This is a genomic window from Laedolimicola intestinihominis, from assembly GCF_040096155.1.
GTDB classification, from domain to species: domain Bacteria; phylum Bacillota; class Clostridia; order Lachnospirales; family Lachnospiraceae; genus Laedolimicola; species Laedolimicola intestinihominis.
On sequence record NZ_JBBMFE010000007.1, the window covers coordinates 52,207 to 72,652 of the forward strand.

Consider the following 20,446-nt stretch of genomic DNA (forward strand, 5'->3'; position numbering starts at 1 on the left):
CCAAAATGCTGAAAGTATTAGTTGCATGTGGATGTGGTATGGGAAGCTCACAGTTACTGAAAATGAATTGCGCAAATGTATTAAAAAAGCTGGGAATTGAAAATACTGTTCATCATACCAGCATCGACGAAGCGAAATCTACCGCCCATGACTATGATCTGATTGTGGTAGGCGAGAATTTTGTAGACAGCTTTAAGCTGAAAGAAGGTTCTAAAACTAAAATCATCGGTCTGAAGAATCTGATGAATAAAAAAGAGCTGGAAGAAAAGCTGAGAGAGGGCGGATTCGCTAACTAAAAAGAACAGGGGGCTTTGGAAATGAAACAGTATGGGGATGAGGAATTATCTGTCATTGCCGAGATAGCCAGAATGTATTATGTGGAAGGAATGTCACAGATTGATATTGCGAACATGCTCTTCTTTTCCAAAGCCAAGGTCTCCCGCGCTCTTCGTATCGCGCGGGAAGAGAATATAGTAGAATTTCATATTAATTATCCATTAAAACGTTCTATGAAGCTGGAGACGGAGCTGAAACGGAAATTTGGTTTGCAGGATGCCCGGGTAGTGGTGGATCTATATGGAAATGAGAGTACGGATATTTCCATTAAACGAATCGGGGAAATGGCTGCGGGCTATCTGGACGAGACGCTGAAGGATGGTGACATCGTAGGCCTGTCCTGGGGCAAGACCATGTATCAGACCATAAAGAATATCACGCCCTCTGAGCCGAAGAAAATCCAGGTGGTACAGGTCGTGGGAAATTCCACAGACAATTATAATCTGGATATCGATGTGACAAGCCTGGTTCAGAAGATGGCTAAGATTTATCAGGGAACGGCCCATTTTCTATATGCACCCATGTATATCAACAGCGATATTGTAAGAAAAGAACTGCTAAAGGAAAGTGTCATCCGACGGGTAATAGAAATCATCCGACGTTCAGATTATGTGGTAACGGGCATTGCGGATGTCTCCACGGAACGAAAAAAGAATACCTGGGCAGGCTATCTGACAGAAGAAAAAATGCAGGACTTGGTAAAAAATGGTGCTGTAGGGTATCTTTGCGGCTATTTTCTGGATAAAAACGGAAAAAAACTTTCAGATCCGATCAATGATAAGATTATTGGAATCTCTTTTGAAGAATTAAAAAAAGTTCCGCATGTTATAGCAGTTGCGGGCGGCATTGATAAAACACAGGCAATTCTGGCGGCGTTGAAAGGAAAACTGATAAATTGTCTGATTACAGACAGCAGGATAGCTGAAAAACTTCTGGACATGTAAAGGAAGGGTTCAGGGAGGAGTAAGAAAAAATATGGCAGAACAGATTTTGTACAGCTTTTGTGAAAGTCTTGTGAGACGGCAGGCAGAAGCGGAGCGGGTCATGCTGGAGGAGTTCCGGAAGGGCACTTATACCATAGAAAAGCCATTTGTAAAAATAAACCCATATCTGATTAACCCACTGGCAGCGGTCGTAATGTTTATGACAGAGGAAGAGACAGCAGTGACCGTAACAGTATACGGGAAAGAAGCGCGGGGAAATATTGTGCATACATTTCCGCCGGCAAAGGAGCATATACTTCCGGTTTTGGGGCTCTATGCAGACTTTGAAAATAAAGTAGAACTGCGTGCCTACGAAAAAGACGCGCATGAAATTCGAATTCAAACAGAAAAATTAAGCGGCGATGAGCCACGGCTGATTCATATGAAAACAGAACCGGAGTACACTTCCGGAGATCTTATTTTTGTAACGCCGTCATTAAATGCGCTTGCGACCGGTTTTGACTATCGGGGAGACATCCGGTGGCATCTGACAGCTCCGGTAGTTTTTGATTTGAAGCGCCTGAAAAATGGGAATTTCCTCATCGGTACAGAGCGTGTGCTGAAGATGCCCTATTATATGTCCGGATTGTATGAAATGACTATGGCAGGCAAAATTATAAAAGAATACAGCATCCCGGGCGGATATCATCACGATCAATGGGAAATGGAGGATGGCAATCTTCTGATTTTGACAGAATCTCCCACCTATGAAACTGTCGAGGATGAAATAGTTCTTATTGACAGAAAAACAGGAGCAATTTTGAAAAAATGGGATCTGAAGGATTGCCTGACTCCGGGAGACGGCCCGTCAGGCGGCTACACGGATAAGGACTGGTTCCACAATAACGCATTGTGGTATGACAAAAACACGAATTCTATCACCTTGTCCGGCCGGCACACGGACAGTATTATCAACATTGATTATGAGACGGGCGAGTTGAACTGGATTTTAGGCGATCCGGAGACCTGGCCGGAAGAAAAGCTGAAATATTTTTTTAAGCCCGTTGGGGAGGGGGATTTCGACTGGCCATATGAGCAGCATGCCTGCCTTGTGACGCCGAACGGTGACATCATGTGTTTTGACAACGGTCATTACCGCTCCAAGATTCGGGAGAAGTTTCTGTTGAATAAAGATAACTTTTCCAGAGGCGTTCTTTATCGTATCAACCGCGAAGACATGACCATTGAGCAGCGTTGGCAGTACGGCAAGGAACTGGGCGAGGAATTTTTCTCTTCTTATATTGGAAATGTGGAGTTTTATAATGAAGGACATTATCTGGTACATTCCGGTGGAATTCAGTATTACGGTGAACATGCTTCTGAAAAGCCGGCGGCGCTGATGCAGGGAGATCCCAACGTCCGGGCGGAGAGTATTACCGTAGAAGTTCTGGATAACAAGGTCATTATGGAACTGAAGATAGAAGGCAATTTTTACCGCGCGGAAAAGCTTTCGTTATACCATGATCAGGAGAATCTTCCTCTTGGCGAAGGAGAGCGAGTGGGTGAGATGGGTGTGACTCCCGAGTTCGACACCCTGATTCCCATGGAACCCAGCGGAGAGCTGCTTCCTTATCGGTATGAGGCAAGCTTTACCGAGGAAGAGGACAGGTTTACCTTCAAGGCTATTTTCGAAGGCGGCCAGCTGGTGATGCTGATGCTGGAGAAGCCGAACAGTGATGAACAGCACGGATATTTTATTTCCACCTCTAAAAATAAGTTTACAGCTTTGTGTTGCGGAACATTTATTGAGAAGGATCCAAGAAATATAACACTCAGTGTAAATAAGGCGGGCCTGCATGGTGATTTTGATGTGCGGGTAATTGTAGACGATCAGAAATTTGAAACCGGAATTCAGATTCATTGTCCGTAGAGAATGGGAAGGCGAAAAGTATGAAAACGTATGATTTGATTATTGTAGGAAGTGGTCCGGCAGGCATGACAGCATCTATTTACGCAGCAAGAGCAAATTTGTCTGTACTGATGCTGGATAAGCTGGCGCCCGGAGGACAGATTGTAAACACCAATGAGATTCAGAACTACACAGGAATGGGTACAATCAATGGTGCGGAACTGGCGATTCAAATGTATCAGCATACGCAGGAATTGAATGTGGAGTTTGATTATCGGACCGTGGAAGAAGTGAAGGAAGAGAACGGCCTGAAACTGGTATGCTGTAAAGAGGACGGTGCTGTTTATGCGGCTCGCGCGGTGATTCTGGCTACCGGAACCAGACCCAGAACTTTGGGCGTAGAAAATGAGAAAAAATATGCAGGCAATGGAATCAGCTGGTGTGCCATTTGCGACGGAGCTGCCTGCAGGGGACAGGATGTAGTAGTGATAGGCGGCGGAAATTCAGCTGTGGAGGAATCTATTTATCTGGCGGAAATCGTAAAGTCACTGACTATTGTAACCATGTTTGATCTGACAGCAGATCCAATGGCCTGTGACAAATTAAGAGCCATGGATCATGTGACGATTTATCCTTATCAGGATGTGCTTGAGTTTTATGGGGATAAGAAGCTTCAGGGAATTCATTTCAAGTCAACGAAGGATGATGGAACGGAGCGGCGTCTGGATTGTGATAAAGTATTTGAATATATCGGTCTGACGCCGACTACCGAATGTTTTCAGTCGTTGGGTGTACTGAATAAGATGGGATATGTGGAGGTTGACGAACACATGGCAACAAAGCTTCCGGGAGTTTTCGGAGCTGGCGATTGTATAACCAAAAACCTGCGTCAGGTAATTACGGCCTGCGCCGACGGAGCCATCGCAGCCCAGAGCGCAGCGCATTATATTCAGAGTACATTCAAGAGATAAGCGAGGAGGAAAAATATGTTAAAAGAAGTAACCGAAAAAGAATTTCGAGAGCTGGTAAACCAGGGGCTTGTCCTGGCAGATTTTTTCTCCAGTACCTGTGGTCCCTGTAAAATGCTTTCCTTTGTGTTGGCAGATGTGGACAAGACTTGTGGGGATAAGGCTACGATTCTGAAAGTGGATTTCGACAAGAATAAAGAGCTGGTAGAGGAGTATGAGGTATCCGGCTATCCGACTCTGATTCTTATGAAGGATGGAAAAGAACTCAAGCGTCTTTCCGGTCTGCAGCAAAAGCCTTTGATTGTGAAAATGTTAGAAGAGCAGATGTGAAAAATTAGATAAGAAGAAGTAAACGGCAGGGAAAATTCTCTGCCGTTTTTTTGCGAGTGTTCCATTATAAATGCAGTATATCAAAGCTTTGGACTATCTGCTATAATAGATAACGAAATGATACCGAATTTTCCAGGCCTTCTAACAGGAGAGTACATTGTGGAAATCAGAAACAGAATGTTGAAAGATAGATTCTGTTTAACAGAAAATGTGGATAAATGGTATGTATTCAGAATGTGTAAATCAGATAAGAAAAGGAAAAGAATATGTCTCATATCATAGAAATCAGCAGTTTTGACGCGCCGGAGCTGGATATCTACGCGCGTACCAGCGAAAATCAGTTAGTCAACCGGGCAAACCCGGCAGAAGCCATGTTTATCGCGGAAAGCCCCAGAGTCATCGAACGGGCGCTGGATGCAGGGTATGAGCCGGTGTCCTGCCTGGTGGAAAAACGGCAGCTTGCGGGAGAAGCAAGGACGGTTCTGGAGCGGTTGGAAAATATTCCTGTATACACAGCGGAAATGGAGGTTCTGGCGCAGCTTACAGGCTTTAAGCTGACCCGCGGAATGCTCTGTGCCATGTACCGGAAAGCCCTTCCGTCTGTGCGGGAGGTGTGCGGGAACGCCCGGCGTATTGCCATTCTGGAAAATGTGGTAAATCCTACGAATGTGGGCGCTATTTTCCGTTCCGCGGCTGCCCTTCATATGGATGCGGTGCTTCTGACCTTCGATTGCAGCAATCCCCTTTACCGTCGGGCGGTCCGGGTCAGTATGGGAACGGTATTTCAGATTCCCTGGACCTTTTTCGACAAAGAGGACTGGCCGGAAAAAGGAATCGGACAGTTGCGGGAGCTTGGCTTTAAAACCGCAGCCCTGGCTTTGAAGGACGACTCGGTCAGTATTGATGATCCGGATCTGATGAGTGAGGAAAAGCTGGCACTGATTCTGGGAACCGAGGGGGACGGCCTGGCTGCTTCTACCATTGCGGACTGTGATTATACGGTAAAAATTCCCATGTCCCACGGGGTAGATTCCCTGAATGTGGCGGCGGCCAGCGCGGTGGCATTCTGGCAGGTTGGGCAAAAAAATAGATAAGAAAATCGAACATTTGTTCTTGAAAATAAGATGCGGCTGTTTTATAATAAGGACAAGAATAATAAGCATAATAAGAAAATCGACACCGGAAGCGGTTGGAGGTGTTTGGAAAAATGGGAAAAGAACATTGCTATGTGGCGATTGATTTAAAATCCTTCTATGCCTCTGTGGAATGTCGGGAACGGGGACTGGATCCGCTGACGACGAATCTGGTGGTGGCAGATCCGGAGCGGACGGAAAAAACCATCTGTCTGGCAGTGACGCCTGCGCTGAAGGCATACGGGATCTCTGGACGGGCCAGGCTTTTCGAGGTAGTAGAGAGAGTACGTGCGGTCAATGCGGAACGGCTTCGGCGGGCGCCGGGAGGAAGGTTTGCAGGCTCATCCTCCGATGCGGCAGAGCTGGCGGCACATCCGGAATACGCGCTGGATTACATTGTAGCGACGCCCCGTATGGCGTATTATCTGGAATACAGCTCGCAAATATATGAGATATATCTGAACTATATTGCGCCGGATGATATGCATGTCTATTCCATCGACGAGGTATTCATGGATGTGAGCACCTATCTGCATACCTACCGGAAGACGCCCCGGGGGCTGGCCATAGAAATGATTCGCTCTGTTTACCGGGAGACAGGTATTACAGCTACAGCCGGGATCGGAACGAATCTGTATCTGTGCAAGATAGCCATGGATATCCTGGCCAAGCATGCCAGACCGGATGCAGACGGAATCCGGATTGCGGAGCTGGATGAGATGTCCTATCGGCAGAAGCTTTGGACGCACCGGCCGCTGACGGATTTCTGGCGGGTGGGGCCCGGCTATGCCAGAAAGCTTCAGGAGCAGGGCATGTATACCATGGGTGATGTCGCCCGCTGTTCCATAGGAAAGCCAGACGATTACTACAACGAAGAGCTTCTTTATAAAATGTTCGGCGTCAATGCGGAGCTTCTGATCGATCACGCCTGGGGCTGGGAGCCCTGTACGATCCCGGAGATTAAGGCGTACAAGCCGGAGAACAACAGTATAGTCTCCGGTCAGGTGCTGCAGTATCCTTACGAATATGAAAAAGCCCGGATGGTGGTCCGGGAGATGACCGATTTGCTGGCGCTGGATCTGGTGGATAAAGGATTGGTGACCGATCAGCTGGTGCTGACGGTCGGCTACGACATTGACAACCTGACGGATCCGGAGCGCAGAAAGAATTATCATGGGGAAATTACCGTGGATCGATATGGACGCAGGGTTCCTAGGCATGCCCACGGTACGGTCAATCTGGAACGACAGACATCCTCCTCTGCTATCCTGATTCAGGCGATTTTAGAGCTGTGCGAGAGAATCGTAAATAAAAACCTGCTGGTGCGCCGCATTACAGTGACGGCCAATCACCTAGTGCGGGAAGAGAGCGTACAGAAGAAAGAGACCTATGAGCAGCTCAGCCTGTTTACCGATTATGAGGCAGAAAAAAAGGAAACGGAAGCGCAGGAAGAGGCCTTGGAAAAGGAAAAGCGTCTGCAGAAAGCCATGCTGGACATCAAGAAACGATATGGAAAAAACGCAATCCTGAAGGGCTCGAACCTGCAGGAAGGAGCCACCGCTCGGGGACGGAACAGCCAGATCGGAGGCCACCGGGCCTAGGGCAGAGCTGCCGCTTGTTATGCGGAAAATCAGAAAGAAAATCATTTAGAAAGAAGATTTTGATTTATGGGAAAATCAGATTCATACGAAGATATTATCCATTTACCGCACCACCAGTCCACGGTACATCCCCAGATGTCCCGCGCTGATCGGGCGGCCCAGTTCTCCCCCTTCGCAGCCCTGACAGGTCATGAGGCGGCTATCCGCAATACCGCTGAGCGCGTGGAACAGGAGCGGGACAGCCGGGAGACAGAACCGGTGTGGGAGACTTAGCCAGCGTAAGAAAGAAAACCATAACTGCTTAAGTATCAGCAAAATTCAGAGTTCGGATCATCCGGTAATACACCGGAATCAGCAGTCCGCAGGCTCCGGCCCAGGCCAGAGGACTGGCCAGACAGACGCCCATATAGCCGATAGCTGCCGTAAGGCCGATGGTGGCAGCCAGACGCATGACAAGTTCAATCATACAGGCGGCAAAGGGAGCAGTACCATTCTGCATGCTCTGGATGCTGGTCCGATAGACAGCCAGAAGTCCCAGCAGCCAGTAGAAGGGAGCTACGGTCAGCAGATAGCCGTTGGCGTAGGAGAAGATTTCATCACTGGGATTTGCGATAAAAAGTGTTACAATGGGGTGGCGCAGCAGAATGATTCCGGCGCACATCAGGAGATTCAGGGCCTCCGTCTGGAGCAGAGAAGCCCGGACGCCTGCCAGAATTCTGTCCTTTTTACCGGCTCCATAGTTTTGAGCCACATAGTTGGAGATAGCGGTCATCATGGCGTTATTGACCAGAACGGATACCTGATCGGCCTTGGTAGCGGCTGTATAGCCGGCGACTGCCGCAGATCCCAGCGTGTAAAATAACTGGAACAGGTTGCCTCCGATTACCGGAAGCGCAAAGATAAGAAGCGCCCGGAACGGGCGCCCTTCGGTCAGGTCTAGCATAGATAGCAGGCTCTCCTTTTCGATATCATAAGAATAGGATTTTAAATCTTTCTTATAGTAACGCGGAGAAAAAGAGAGGTCAAGAAAAATTTTGCCAGTTTATGTGTCGCTTTTTCAGGCGCAGATATACGTACTCACGGAAAAGGGTGTACAAAACGGAGGTCAGTGGGATAAAGACAAGCATTCCCACAATTCCCATCAGATTTCCGCCAATTGTCACAGCCGCAAGCACCCAGATGGAGGGCAGCCCGACAGAGCCGCCGACCACATGAGGATAAATCAGATTTCCCTCCAGCTGTTGAAGAATCAGAAATACAAGAATAAACAAAACAGCCTGTTTGGGACTTACCATGAAAATGAGAAAGGCTGCCGTTGCACAGCCTATGAATGCGCCGAAAATGGGAATCAAAGCGGTAAACGCAATCAGAATTCCGATTAAAAGCGCATAGGGCATTTTTAAAATACTTAAGACAAGGAGAAATATACTTCCGAGAATCACCGCTTCCAGGCACTGCCCGGTAAGAAAATTTGCAAAGGTCCGATAAGTCAGGGAACAGATTCGAAGGGAAGCTTCCGCTTTTTCTTTTGGGAGAAAGGCAAAAAATACCTTCCTTACCTGAATACGCAGTTTTTCTTTCTGAAACAGAATATAACAGGCAAAAGAAAACGCGATAAAAAAGGTCGTGATACCGCTGACGATAGAGCCGACAGCCAGTATGGTTGTGTTCATCATATTTCCGGTTCCTTTTCCCAGAAGGCCCATTCCCCATCTGACAGCCTGGTCCGGATCGAACCGGATCTGGTTTACCAGCTGCATGATTTCCTGGTTATTGTGTGAAAATTCCAGAATCCAGGACTGCATCTGAGGAATAAAGGCAGTGATGTTTGTGATTAGAGTTCCGATAGTCCTGGTAAGCTGGGGAATGACTCCAAACATCACGAAGACAAGAAGGCTGACGATCCCGATAAGGGTGAGAAGCAGGCTTATAGGCCGAGCGAATTTTTCGGCGGCCTTCGTTCCTTTTTCCTTTGCTTTTCCAAAGAGCTTCTTTTCTAAGAAGCTCATGGGGACATTGATGACAAAGGCGATGGCGCCTCCCAGCGCAAAGGGAGACAGAATGTCCCAGATGGTTTTTATTACGTCGATCACGATATCGAATTTCCACAGCGCAATGACAAGAAATGCGGTAAATACGATGAGTTCGCGGATTTTTTTCATGGATAAGTTATTTAGATCCATTGTGTTCTCCATTCTTTTTTAATTTCATACGAATCCATTTCAGCGCCTGAATGAGCAAAAGACTGGTAACTGCATACAGGTATACCTGGCCAAGCTGCGTCAGGTTCAGAGATTCCACCTTAAACAGGAGATGAAGGCTGGGAAGGGTCAGTACGGCTGTGATAAGCACTGCGCCCAGAGCAAAGGCTCCCAACAGCCATTTATTGTGAAAGAAGCGGCTGGTAAAGAGAACCGGGTGATCGGATTTGCAGTTAAAGCCGTGGAACAGACGCGACAGGCAAAGGGTTCCAAATGCATACGTGCTTCCAAGCAGCGCGCCGTTCTGATGGTATCCGGTCAGAAATCCAACCATCGTCATGATACCGATGACCAGGCCCTCCAGGCCGATTTTGTTGAGAAAATCTTTTGTCAGAATCGACTCACCCGCAGCGCGCGGCTTTTCCTTCATGACCTCGCTGCTATGGGGCTCTACGCCCAGGGCAATTGCCGGAAGGCTGTCTGTCAGAAGATTGATAAACAGCAGATGTACCGGTGCAAACGGAACCGGAAAGCCTGCTATCGACGCGCAAAGAACCGTCAGGATTGCTCCGAAGTTTCCGGATAACAGAAACTGGATTGCGTACTTAATATTCCGATAGACGTTACGGCCATTTTCCACTGCTTTTACAATCGTTGCAAAGTTATCATCGGTCAGTACCATCGCTGCAGCATCCTTGGCAACCTCTGTTCCGGTGATTCCCATGGCAACGCCAATGTCTGCCTGTTTCAGCGCGGGGGCGTCATTGACGCCGTCTCCGGTCATTGCGACAATCATACCTCTTTCCTGCCATGCGCGGACAATACGGATCTTATGCTCCGGAGATACCCTTGCGTACACCGAAATATTCGGAACCAGCGATTTTAGCTCCTCATCGCTTAAATGTTCAATATCCGTTCCCTCGCAGGCCTCAGATAAGTCCTGTAAAATGCCGATTCTTTTCGCGATTGCCGCCGCTGTTATCTTATGATCTCCAGTGATCATAACCGGCCGGATTCCGGCTCTGATACATTCGGCAACCGCTGCCTTCGATTCCTCTCTTGGCGGATCCATCATAGCGATCAGACCCAGGAAGATCAGATGATTTTCATCTTCGGCGGTTAAGAGATGTTCTTCCGGAAGTGGCCGGTAGGTAAAAGCAAGCACGCGGAGACCTTCCATGGAAAATTTCTGATTCTGTTTTTGGATTTTCTCTTTATCGTCCGCTGTCATTTCCCGGACGCCGTCTTTGGTCCAGATTTGTTCTGTCCGTTCAAGGAGACAGTCTACCGCGCCCTTTACGATCAGTCGGTTTTCACCGTCTATCTTATGAAGGGTTGACATCATTTTACGTTCACTGTCAAAGGGAAGCTCTCCGTTCCTGGGATAAGCGCTTCTTACTTCCGCGGCATGAATTCCGCAGCGGCTTCCCAGATTAATCAGAGCAGTTTCTGTGGGATCTCCGATTTCGACTCCGTTTTCATTGGTTGAATCATTGCATAAAATACTGCAGTTCAGAAGATATCGCTGCGCCGGATCCATTACATCAATGGCAGATGCGGGAATCCGTTTTTCATCTATATAATAATCCTCTACGGTCATCTTGTTCTGGGTAAGCGTTCCTGTTTTATCGGAACAGATAATGGAGACACTTCCAAGCCCCTCCACCGCCTGAAGCTTGCGAATGATAGCGTGTTCCTTCGCCATTTTCTGCGTTCCAAAGGAAAGAACTATGGTGACGATGGAGCTTAAGGCCTCCGGAATTGCAGCGACCGCAAGCGCTACGGCAAACAGAAAGGCATTGCCGGGCTGTTCGCCCCGGAACACGCTGAGGGCAAATAAGATTCCGCAGAAAAGCAGAATTAAGATGGAAAGCTTCTTTCCGAAGGCCTCCAGATTTACCTGGAGAGGCGTCTGCTTTTCAGAGGTGGATTTCAAAAGTCCGGCAATCTTTCCGACCTCGGTCTGCATTCCGATGGCAGTCACAACTGCCCTGCCGCGGCCATAGGTCACAAAGCTTCCGGAGAACAGCATATTGGTTCGATCGCCAAGGGGAACCTCTGCGGAAAGAGTATCCAGGCTTTTTTCTACAGCAAGGCTTTCTCCGGTGAGAGCGCTTTCGTCAAGCTTCAGACTGGCGTTCTCGATTAATCTTCCGTCTGCCGGAATCATATCGCCTGCCTCAAGCAAGATGATATCCCCGATGACCAGCTCCCTTGCCGGAAGCTGAACGACTCTGCCGTCGCGCGATACTTTGGCCTCTGGACCGGCAAGCGTCTTCAGGCTTTGCAGGGATTGTTCTGCCTTTATTGTCTGAACAGTTCCTAAAATTGCGTTAATTGTGATAACGATCAGGATAACGAGCGCGCTTTCCATGTCTCCGAGCGCACCGGATATGATTGCCGACGCAATCAGAATAAGCACCAGAAAATCCCGATACTGTTCAAAGAAAATCTGTGGGATGCTTTTCTTTTTTCCTTCCGCAAGTTCATTCCAGCCGTAGATCTCTCTGGCTTTTTTTACTTCTTCACCGGTAAGTCCGGATTCTCTGCTGTTCACATGTTTCAGAACCTCTTCCGGTGTTTGCTGATAAATTTGTTTCATATGATTTCCTCCTTTTTCCTAAGTATTGCCAACAGAAATTTTTGTATAAAAAAGAGACCTTTATTGCACCATAAATATGCAATAAAAGTCTCACTGTTTTCTTGTGACACCGGATGCTTCCACCGTATTGACGACGCCACAAACGCAGATTCGCAAGCGTAAGTTACTCCCTTTTATTTAAGAAAACTATATACCATCGCTGTTGTTTCTGTCAAGAAGTATATTTCATTTGCCATTTATTCCCCGCGGAATTCCCTTAATATCCCCAGGTCATGAGCTTCCATTTTCCGCCTTCGCTCCGGGCCAGCCACCAGGACCAGGTGTATTCTTCGTTCGCTTCCCATGCGCCGCCGCCATTTTCCGGTGAGCGGAAGCTGCTGTCAAATGCGATGCATTGGGTAAAAGGCTCTTTCTCGTCTTTTTCCGTTCGCAAGTCGTTCATCCATGCAAGGGTATCGGGATCACTGCAGGTTTCATCGGATATATAGGAGAGGCTATGTAATTCGCAGCCCTCAAAGGAACGGAACTGTTTTCGTATAACCTTAATGGCGGCGTCCATGTCTTCTTTGGAATAAAGGGAAGAGGTTCCATAATCGATTTCTACCTCTGAGGTATCGGCTTTTCCGCAGCCGACGAAAAGAAGTGTCAGCATAAGGCAAAGGATTGTAGTTATCATTTTTTTCATAGCGGCTGCCTCCTTATCATTTGGAATGTATAGCTGTTTCTATACCTTATTATAGAACGCATAAAAATGAAACACAAGGAAAAATACAAAAGGATGTATCACGATAATTCTTCCATTACCATGACGCATCCTTTCGTACTGGCATCATTATATCCATTCCTAATGACAGCTGTGACTTCCACATCCATGCTCGCCGCATGTATGTCCTTCCCCATGGTTGTGCTCATGGTGAGAACACTTCACATCTGGATTATAATCAAGTGCATCATTGATAAAAGCTTCTACCGCTTTATCTGCATCTCCGGAAACTCCTCCGAAAAGCTTAATGCCTGCTGCCGCTAACGCGGTCTGAGCACCTCCTCCGATTCCGCCGCAGATCAAAACATCTGCATTTAATGCAGTAAGAACCCCTGCCAATGCACCATGTCCGCTTCCATTCGTATCCACTACTTCTGAATGTACCACTTTTCCTTCCTCTACATCGTAGATCTTAAGTATTGTTGCAACGAAATAGCCAAATTCCGATTTGTCGAACTCTCAAGTTCTCCATTTGCAATAATTATAGCACAAGAATATGAATGATTCTACCAGCTAAACAAGGTTATATGTCCCTATGTAAAGCCGCAGCCGAAACTGCGACTTCCCGACAAGTTGTCGGATTACTGGATTGAGGACAGGCGAACAAGAACTTCTCTCATGTCCGTCCAGATCTCCTCCAGTCGTTTTTGCAAATCCTCAATATCAGCATGATAGATGCTACCTGTTTCGTTCGCTCGTTTGGCGTACTGGTTCAGGTTGTTGGAGCAGATTCGCAGGAGCGAAACCAGGGCTTTCACATCCTGCAAATCCAGTCTGATGCAGTACCCGTCCAGAGCCATTTTTCGCAGATAGGCTCCCATGCTGCGGATGCCAAGCTCGTCCATCTTCTCATGGATTCGCTCGACCTCCTCCTTGGATGCAAGGAAATGAACATCCTGGTCTCGCTTTGCCATTACAACACCTCCTCACGGGGTTCAGAGTATTTTGCAGGCGGGATATGCTCCGACTTGGATTTCAGATCAGCCAACACGGAAGGACGCTCCGACTCGCTCCTTCCGTCACGATTTTCCGCAGAGTCCTCCATATTCAGAGCTGCATCCAGTTCTGCCAGTCGCTGACTTTTTGCTGTCAGCTCCGCTTCCTGCGGGAACGGTTTTCCAACCTCCGCCTTGGCTGCTTCCTGCTGATTGTAGAGATTATTCAGCTGCTCATTGGCTCGTTCTAAGCGCTCAGGAATGCCTGCAAGGGCATTGTCCAGCCGGGTGATATTTCCTCGTGCATCCGTGCCAAGGGCTACTCTGTGGCTCACAGCGCCCTTCAGGGTCACATCAAACTCGTTCCGGAAGCTGTCAAACGAAAGCTCCATCTGAAAGCCACGGTAACTGCCAAGCGGAACCGGATCGGCACTTTTTGTGTCCTTGCAAGCCGCAAGGAGGATTTCACCGGCATCTGCCTTTTCGGTGTAGGCTTTGCCCATGATTTCCATGCCGCAAAAACCATCGGCAATCTGCGGGTGTGCTTCCACGGTTTTCATATCAGCTTCAAAGCCATGAATATAGCTTGTCTGCTTTTCAATCTCAGCCGGGAAGTATTTCAAGAGCTTATCTTCCATGCGGTACTGCTGGCTCTGGTGGTCAGCTTTCAGCACCTTCAGCCTTGCTACATCAATATCCAAATCCATCTTTTCCTTGATAAGCGGATTGCCGGCACACAGCGCCTTGATCTCCGCATAGGACAATGCCTGCTCGTCCACATCGTCACAGGAGCGAACCGGCGATTTGGAGGTCATAATCTGAGAAATAAACTTCTGCTTGTTTTCCAAGGTCTGATACAGGTAAGCATCGAAGGTTCCCTCGGTCACATACTGGTAAACCTGAACCTCTTTGTTTCGGTTGCCCTGACGGATGATACGACCGTTTCTCTGGGTCATATCAGACGGACGCCAGCCCACATCCAGGTGGTGAACTGCCACCAGTTTGTCCTGGACGTTGGTTCCTGCGCCCATCTTTTGCGTACTTCCAAGCAGCACTCGCACCTGTCCGGTGCGAACCTTGGCAAAGAGGTCTTTTTTCTTTGCTTCGGTGTCTGCATCATGGATAAAGGCAACTTCTTCCGCAGGCACACCGTTTGCAATCAGCTTGGTTTTGACATCATCATAGACATTGAAGGTTCCGTCATTTTTGGGTGTGCTGAGGTCGCAGAACACCAACTGGGTCAATTTATCAGCCTGACCGTCCTGCCAGATACGCAGGATATTTCCCACGCAAGCATTGAGCTTGCTGTCAGGGTCATCGGGTAACAGAGGATTCATCAGCCGCTGATCCAGTCCCAATTTTCGTCCGTCGCTGGTAATCTTGAGCATATTATCTACGGACGGGTCAACGATACCGGCATGAACATCCGCCGCTCTTTCTGAAAGAGAAGCCACCATATCCTTCTGATACTCAGAGGGCTGAACCACAACCGTTTCAAACTTTGCTTCGGGAACAGGGAGATGCAACTGGTCAGAGGTCTTGATGTCGGCAACCTCCTTGAACATATTCATCAGTTCAGGCAGGTTGAAGAACTTTGCGAATCGGGTTCTGGCACGATAGCCGGTTCCTTCCGGTGCAAGCTCAATCGCAGTTGTCGTTTCTCCGAAGGTCGATGCCCAGGAATCAAAATGGGTCAGTTTCTTTTGCTGGAGCGTACTGTACTGGAGATAGCGCATGACCGTATAAAGTTCGGTCATCGAGTTACTTACGGGAGTACCGGTTGCGAAGATCACGCCACGCCCGCCGGTCAGCTCATCCATATAGCGGCACTTCATAAACATATCCGAAGATTTCTGGGCTTCAGAGGTGGACAGACCTGCCACATTTCGCATTTTGTGTAGAGGAACAATGACGATAGGTAATCCTTTGAACGTGATGTGCGGCGAAGCCGCACATTCGTTTCCTCCGGATTTTCCCCCGTCTCACGCCGGGCGTGCACCTTTCAGCGCACCCGGCCTACCATCAGAGAATGGTTTCCCTGCTCATGGCATTGACCAGTGCTACCTCCATACCTGACAGTTCAATGTTGGATGGCACCAAATCAACGCCCTCCGGATGATGAAGAATCCCTTCATCGGGAGCAATGGGGTTTTCCATCATAATCTTTCCCATCAGATCGGAAAGTGTCGGAGACAGATCATCCGGGCAGGGATTGCCCAAACTGACCGTCAGGGAAGCCTGGGGATCGGTGTCTACCAGAAGCACCTTTTTTCCTTCAAGAACCAAGCCAACGCCCAGATTCTCGGTGGTGGTGGTCTTGCCGGTTCCTCCTTTCTGATTGACCACCGCAATGATGGTTGCTTTTTTCGACATTTTTCGTCACTCTCCTTCCTCTCGCTTCATTTTCAATTTCTTAAATCCTCCTTCCAAATATCCGTGTGACATATCGTGCCGAACAAGAGCATCGTAGTAGGTGTCTATTGTCGTCGGCGCATTGTATATCGTAGTCAGCATATACTGACGGATATTTCTAATCTTTGTGGTGTTCTCCTTGAAGCAGTCCATAACATATCGAATGTGTTCGGCATTCAGTTTCATAAACCGACTGCGGACAATTTCTGCCGGACGCTCCTCTGCACCAATGCGAATCAACGGTCGTTTCGTGCAAACTGTTTCAACGATCAACTCCAGAATGTTATCCAGCATTTCGGAATCGTAAGGGTAATCCTTCTTCAACAAATCCATACTGAGCTGATCCGAGAAATAATCAAAGTATTCTTGATACCGGTCATTCTCGTCCATCATTCCACCATTTCCGGAAGGAAAGATAGAATCAGTATCATTAAATTCAGTATTATTTTTATCAGTATTATTACATTGTGATTTCGGAAGTTCTTGAGTTGTGATTTCCATTGTTCCAGAATTGTGATTTTCACAATTCAAGAGTTGTGAATCCACAGCAGAGATAAAGTTCTTCACATAGATCAGGTTGGGTTTTCCCAAACCCTGGCGCTTGCGTTCAATCAATCCTGCTTTCTTCTCAAGTTCACTGAGCAGTTTGATAGCCTTTTGTTCAGCGCAGTTCAGAGCTATCTTCGCTTCGTCGATTGTAAAAATGATATACACTCGACCGTTTTTATCTATCCAGCCATTCTTGGCAGACAAGCTCATACGGTCAAGCAAAATGCCATACAGCATCTTGGCATCAGCGGAAATATTCCAGAACCTCTCGTTCGTGAACAACACCTTCGGAACTCGATAGAATGTGAATTGATCGGATTGCTGACCGTAAAAATAATCAAAACTCACACGGCTTCACCACCTTCTTTCTGCGGAAAACTTTCTGTTGTCAGTGGAACGCTGCGGAAAGTCGTATCCGTCTTTTCGTGAGGACATTGGGCAAAATAGCAGAAGCGGTATTCCTGTTCATACGCATCCATATCAACGAAGCCCCACTTCACGCATAACCTTCTTCGTACACCAACCAATGCACGGGTGATCTCGCCCATAGGGACAGCCATCACATTCCGACTTGGGTTTCGGTGGCAAAGAGATTAGGTAGTAGCAATTATTTCTACCCAGACGGCAACCCTTTCTGCCATTCGTCCAGTAGTAGCAGTAATGGCAATCGCTCGGCTTGTCTGCGGCATAAACAGGCTTGCTCAAATAAAACACCTCCAATCTCTTGTATTTGCCCATGGTTTTGGGCATAAAAAAAGAGCGCTTATCCATCCCCGATGCGGGGCAAATAGACGCTCTATGTATATAACGATATTCAATTTTATCTGCTATAACAGCATGGTACTCAAAACATCCGCCTTTTTTGATTAGCTGGATTTTTGGCACGATTTTGGGGCTGATTAGCAGGAAGGGCATTTTCATTAGCAAGAACAGCCCGTTTTCTGCTAAAAATTAGCTGGCGATTTTGTCTTATAACAACCGTTCGATTCTGGAGGGGTTGTCAAAAATCAAATTTTGGAGTAGAATTTTATCTCATACAGTGAAAGAGCTTTTTCGTGCCTTTTCATATAAGAAAAGCCGAAAACCCTTGAAAACAAAGGCTTTCGGCGTTGTTCACTGGCGTCCATAAGAGGATTTGAACCTCCGACCCCACGCTTAGGAGATGGACCCAGTGCATATATTCCCTATCAACAGGGATAAAGAAAATGCAGTTATATCAAGGCTTTTCTCCATGTTCTCTATAAACCTTGTACAAGCAAAATCAAGCAAAAACAAAGGATTTTAGCCCCCTATTGTTTGCACTCTGTTTGCAAAGGCGCGAAATTTGGCGTTAGCCAAAAGTTCAATTCCCGTCGAGACTTAATTATATTCATGGTATCGTGGACATAGTTTACCATACATAGAGGTTCATTACAAGAGGTATTGAGCCAGTGAAAGTGCCTGTTTTATCTTTCTCAGGAAAGGTAAAGCAGGCACTTTTTTTCATATCTAAACTTAGAAAGAAATGAGGTGAAATCATGAATACACAGATTATTGCCATAGCCAACCAAAAAGGTGGTGTCGGCAAAACAACCACTTGTGCCAATCTTGGAATTGGTCTGGCGCAGTCCGGGAAGAAAGTCCTTCTGATTGACGGAGACCCACAGGGAAGCCTGACCATCAGCTTGGGCAATCCTCAGCCTGATAAGCTGCCCTTTACACTGTCAGACGCTATGGGCCGTATTTTGATGGATGAACCAATTCGTCCCGGCGAGGGTATCCTGCACCACCCTGAGGGCGTAGACCTGATGCCTGCGGACATCCAGCTATCTGGTATGGAGGTATCTCTGGTAAACGCTATGAGCCGAGAAACCATTCTGCGACAATATCTGGACACGCTGAAGGGGCAATACTCCCATATCCTTATTGATTGCCAGCCCTCCCTGGGTATGCTTACGGTCAATGCACTGGCTGCCGCTAATAGGGTTATAATCCCCGTCCAGGCAGAGTATCTTCCAGCTAAAGGTTTGGAGCAGCTCTTGCAAACTATCAATAAGGTTCGCAGACAAATCAATCCCAAGCTGCAAATTGATGGGATTCTGCTGACGATGGTAGACAGCCGAACCAATTTTGCCAAAGAAATCTCCGCTCTTCTGCGCGAAACCTATGGCAGTAAGATCAAGGTGTTTACATCAGAAATTCCTCATTCTGTCAGGGCTAAAGAAATCAGTGCTGAAGGAAAAAGCATTTATGCCCATGATCCTAATGGCAAAGTGGCTGAGGGCTACAAAAATCTGACGAAGGAGGTATTGAAACTTGAAAAGCAGCGCGAAAAAAATAGAGCTGGCCTCAGTAGATGACCTGTTTTCTACAGAAGAAAGTCGGCAAGACGAGCAACTGGAAAAAATTCAGGAAATTCCCCTATCTGAACTGCATCCGTTCAAGGATCACCCCTTCAAGGTCAAGGATGATGATGCAATGATAGAAACCGCAGACAGCATCAAAAAGTATGGTGTGTTGGTTCCTGCGATTGCCAGACCACTGCCTGATGGCGGTTATGAGCTGGTAGCCGGTCACAGACGCCGCAGAGCCAGCGAATTGGCCGGAAAAGAAACCATGCCTGTCATTGTGCGCGACTTGGATGACGATGCTGCCACAATTATTATGGTTGACAGCAATTTGCAGCGAGAAAATCTGCTCCCCAGTGAAAGGGCTTTTGCCTACAAAATGAAGCTGGAAGCCATTAAACATCAAGGAGCAAGAACAGACCTGACTTCTGTTCAAGTTGAACAGAAGTTGAGCGCCAGAGACCAGGTGGCAAAAGAAGCCGGTGAACGAAGCGGTATCCAGGTAATGCGATATGTTCGTTTGACTGAACTGATTCCAGAGCTTTTGGATATGGTGGATGAAAAGAAAATCGCATTTAACCCAGCCTATGAACTCTCTTTTTTGAAACCGGACGAACAGCAAATGCTGGTGGAAACAATGGACTATGAGCAGGCTACCCCTTCTCTCTCTCAGGCTCAGCGAATGAAAAAGTTCAGCCAGGAAGGGAAGTTGTCAGAAGATGTGATGCTTGCCATCATGTCAGAGGAAAAAAAGGGTGATCTGGATAAAGTGACCTTGAGCAGCGATACCTTGCGAAAGTATTTCCCCAAAAGCTATACACCGGCCAAAATGCAGGAAACCATTATTAAACTGCTGGAACAATGGCAGAAAAAACGCCAACGAGATCAGGAACGATGAAGGGAGAGCCTATGAAAGATATTGCAGCAAGGGAACTGAAAGGCCACAACATTCTTGCAGTGGAGCGATTTTGGGACAGCACTTTCTGGATGATTGAGTTTACTGTCTTGCGCCCTACTGCTTATGGAGAACCTGGTGACGAAATGAGGCTTTTTCTCACAGAGGACGGGTATCAGTCAGCTCTGCAAAGCCAGCAGCGTCGAGAAATCAAAATTAAGAGATATGCCCATGTTATTGAGGGGCATATCCTCGACTTCAAGCCTAAAAAACACCGTCGTTCATAACCGATACAACGAAAGGAAAGGAATGAATATGTGTACTGTAAGAGAAATCCGAGAAGCTATTCAAGAAGATTGCCGCTCACAGCGTGATATGGAATCCACCGAGATTGACCGTGTTTTTCAAACCTTACCATTTTCTCAGGAAAGGGATCTGTTTGATAAACCACCAATGCCAAAACGCCCCTACCGACGCAAGAAAAAAGATACAGACAGACCCTAACCGCTGCCACAATTCTTTTATGAATTGCGGCTTTTTTCATACCTGAGAAATGAAAGGA

At 47.3% G+C, this 20,446-nt stretch carries 18 protein-coding genes and 4 pseudogenes; 12 read left to right on the forward strand and 10 right to left on the reverse strand.

The features are described 5' to 3' along the window. The first annotated feature begins 5 nt into the window (after positions 1-5). From WMO29_RS08960 to WMO29_RS08995, 8 genes and pseudogenes are all read left to right on the forward strand, one after another. On the forward strand, positions 6-296 hold the full coding sequence (locus tag WMO29_RS08960) for a PTS sugar transporter subunit IIB (protein WP_178038054.1): 291 nt from the start codon (positions 6-8) through the stop codon (positions 294-296). 21 nt (positions 297-317) lie between these two features. Then, positions 318-1,280 (forward strand): sugar-binding transcriptional regulator, encoded by a 963-nt coding sequence (locus WMO29_RS08965; protein ID WP_178038053.1) that lies wholly within the window; start codon positions 318-320, stop codon positions 1,278-1,280. A 31-nt stretch (positions 1,281-1,311) separates the two neighbouring features. Continuing rightward, the gene (locus WMO29_RS08970) at positions 1,312-3,189 is read left to right on the forward strand and encodes an aryl-sulfate sulfotransferase (RefSeq protein ID WP_349164571.1); all 1,878 of its coding nucleotides are present in this window, start codon (positions 1,312-1,314) and stop codon (positions 3,187-3,189) included. 20 nt (positions 3,190-3,209) lie between these two features. After that, positions 3,210-4,139: an NAD(P)/FAD-dependent oxidoreductase gene (locus WMO29_RS08975; protein ID WP_349164572.1), complete on the forward strand. Its 930-nt coding sequence runs from the start codon at positions 3,210-3,212 to the stop codon at positions 4,137-4,139. A gap of 15 nt (positions 4,140-4,154) precedes the next feature. After that, entirely contained in the window at positions 4,155-4,466 is a 312-nt protein-coding gene (locus WMO29_RS08980) for a thioredoxin domain-containing protein (RefSeq protein WP_178038050.1), read from the forward strand. A gap of 266 nt (positions 4,467-4,732) precedes the next feature. Next, positions 4,733-5,560, forward strand: a complete 828-nt coding sequence (locus WMO29_RS08985; protein WP_349164573.1) for a TrmH family RNA methyltransferase — start codon at positions 4,733-4,735, stop codon at positions 5,558-5,560. Positions 5,561-5,673: 113 nt separating this feature from the next. Next, entirely contained in the window at positions 5,674-7,200 is a 1,527-nt protein-coding gene (locus WMO29_RS08990; protein WP_349164574.1) for a Y-family DNA polymerase, read from the forward strand. A 66-nt stretch (positions 7,201-7,266) separates the two neighbouring features. Further along, a pseudogene (locus WMO29_RS08995) lies at positions 7,267-7,449 on the forward strand (hypothetical protein); the annotation flags it as partial. 52 nt (positions 7,450-7,501) lie between these two features. On the opposite strand, the gene WMO29_RS09000 reads toward WMO29_RS08995, so the two are convergent. The 10 genes and pseudogenes from WMO29_RS09000 to WMO29_RS09045 form a co-directional block, all read right to left on the reverse strand. Next, entirely contained in the window at positions 7,502-8,143 is a 642-nt protein-coding gene (locus WMO29_RS09000) for an MATE family efflux transporter (RefSeq protein ID WP_349164575.1), read from the reverse strand. 79 nt (positions 8,144-8,222) lie between these two features. Continuing rightward, complete coding sequence (locus WMO29_RS09005) at positions 8,223-9,383, reverse strand: AI-2E family transporter (protein ID WP_349164576.1); 1,161 nt, start codon at positions 9,381-9,383, stop codon at positions 8,223-8,225. Continuing rightward, positions 9,370-12,003, reverse strand: a complete 2,634-nt coding sequence (locus tag WMO29_RS09010) for a cation-translocating P-type ATPase (RefSeq protein ID WP_349164577.1) — start codon at positions 12,001-12,003, stop codon at positions 9,370-9,372. The genes WMO29_RS09005 and WMO29_RS09010 overlap by 14 nt, the downstream gene beginning before the upstream one ends. Before the next feature lie 256 nt (positions 12,004-12,259). Further along, on the reverse strand, positions 12,260-12,688 hold the full coding sequence (locus WMO29_RS09015) for a hypothetical protein (protein ID WP_349164579.1): 429 nt from the start codon (positions 12,686-12,688) through the stop codon (positions 12,260-12,262). Between the two features lie 159 nt (positions 12,689-12,847). After that, positions 12,848-13,180 (reverse strand): annotated as a pseudogene (locus WMO29_RS09020) (NifB/NifX family molybdenum-iron cluster-binding protein); the annotation flags it as partial. Between the two features lie 167 nt (positions 13,181-13,347). Continuing rightward, the gene (locus tag WMO29_RS09025; protein WP_009257939.1) at positions 13,348-13,680 is read right to left on the reverse strand and encodes a plasmid mobilization protein; all 333 of its coding nucleotides are present in this window, start codon (positions 13,678-13,680) and stop codon (positions 13,348-13,350) included. Further along, positions 13,680-15,596: pseudogene (locus tag WMO29_RS09030) on the reverse strand (helicase-like domain-containing protein); the annotation flags it as partial. The gene WMO29_RS09025 and the pseudogene WMO29_RS09030, both read right to left, overlap by 1 nt. A gap of 130 nt (positions 15,597-15,726) precedes the next feature. Then, a pseudogene (locus tag WMO29_RS09035) lies at positions 15,727-16,074 on the reverse strand (ParA family protein); the annotation flags it as partial. Positions 16,075-16,080: 6 nt separating this feature from the next. After that, positions 16,081-17,010 carry a DUF6017 domain-containing protein gene (locus tag WMO29_RS09040; protein WP_349164581.1) on the reverse strand — a complete coding sequence of 310 codons (930 nt, stop codon included), beginning with the start codon at positions 17,008-17,010 and terminating at the stop codon, positions 16,081-16,083. After that, positions 17,007-17,210 carry a hypothetical protein gene (locus WMO29_RS09045; RefSeq protein ID WP_349164582.1) on the reverse strand — a complete coding sequence of 68 codons (204 nt, stop codon included), beginning with the start codon at positions 17,208-17,210 and terminating at the stop codon, positions 17,007-17,009. The genes WMO29_RS09040 and WMO29_RS09045 overlap by 4 nt, the downstream gene beginning before the upstream one ends. A gap of 969 nt (positions 17,211-18,179) precedes the next feature. Here WMO29_RS09045 and WMO29_RS09050 point away from each other — a divergent pair. From WMO29_RS09050 to WMO29_RS09065, 4 genes are read left to right on the forward strand one after another with little or no spacing between them, the layout of a single operon-like run. Further along, the gene (locus WMO29_RS09050; RefSeq protein ID WP_002569249.1) at positions 18,180-19,001 is read left to right on the forward strand and encodes a ParA family protein; all 822 of its coding nucleotides are present in this window, start codon (positions 18,180-18,182) and stop codon (positions 18,999-19,001) included. Next, positions 18,958-19,887: a ParB/RepB/Spo0J family partition protein gene (locus WMO29_RS09055; protein WP_006059569.1), complete on the forward strand. Its 930-nt coding sequence runs from the start codon at positions 18,958-18,960 to the stop codon at positions 19,885-19,887. The genes WMO29_RS09050 and WMO29_RS09055 overlap by 44 nt, the downstream gene beginning before the upstream one ends. A gap of 11 nt (positions 19,888-19,898) precedes the next feature. Next, positions 19,899-20,171 (forward strand): DUF5720 family protein, encoded by a 273-nt coding sequence (locus tag WMO29_RS09060; RefSeq protein ID WP_007862445.1) that lies wholly within the window; start codon positions 19,899-19,901, stop codon positions 20,169-20,171. 22 nt (positions 20,172-20,193) lie between these two features. Then, entirely contained in the window at positions 20,194-20,388 is a 195-nt protein-coding gene (locus WMO29_RS09065; RefSeq protein ID WP_008818008.1) for a hypothetical protein, read from the forward strand. Positions 20,389-20,446: the final 58 nt, after the last annotated feature.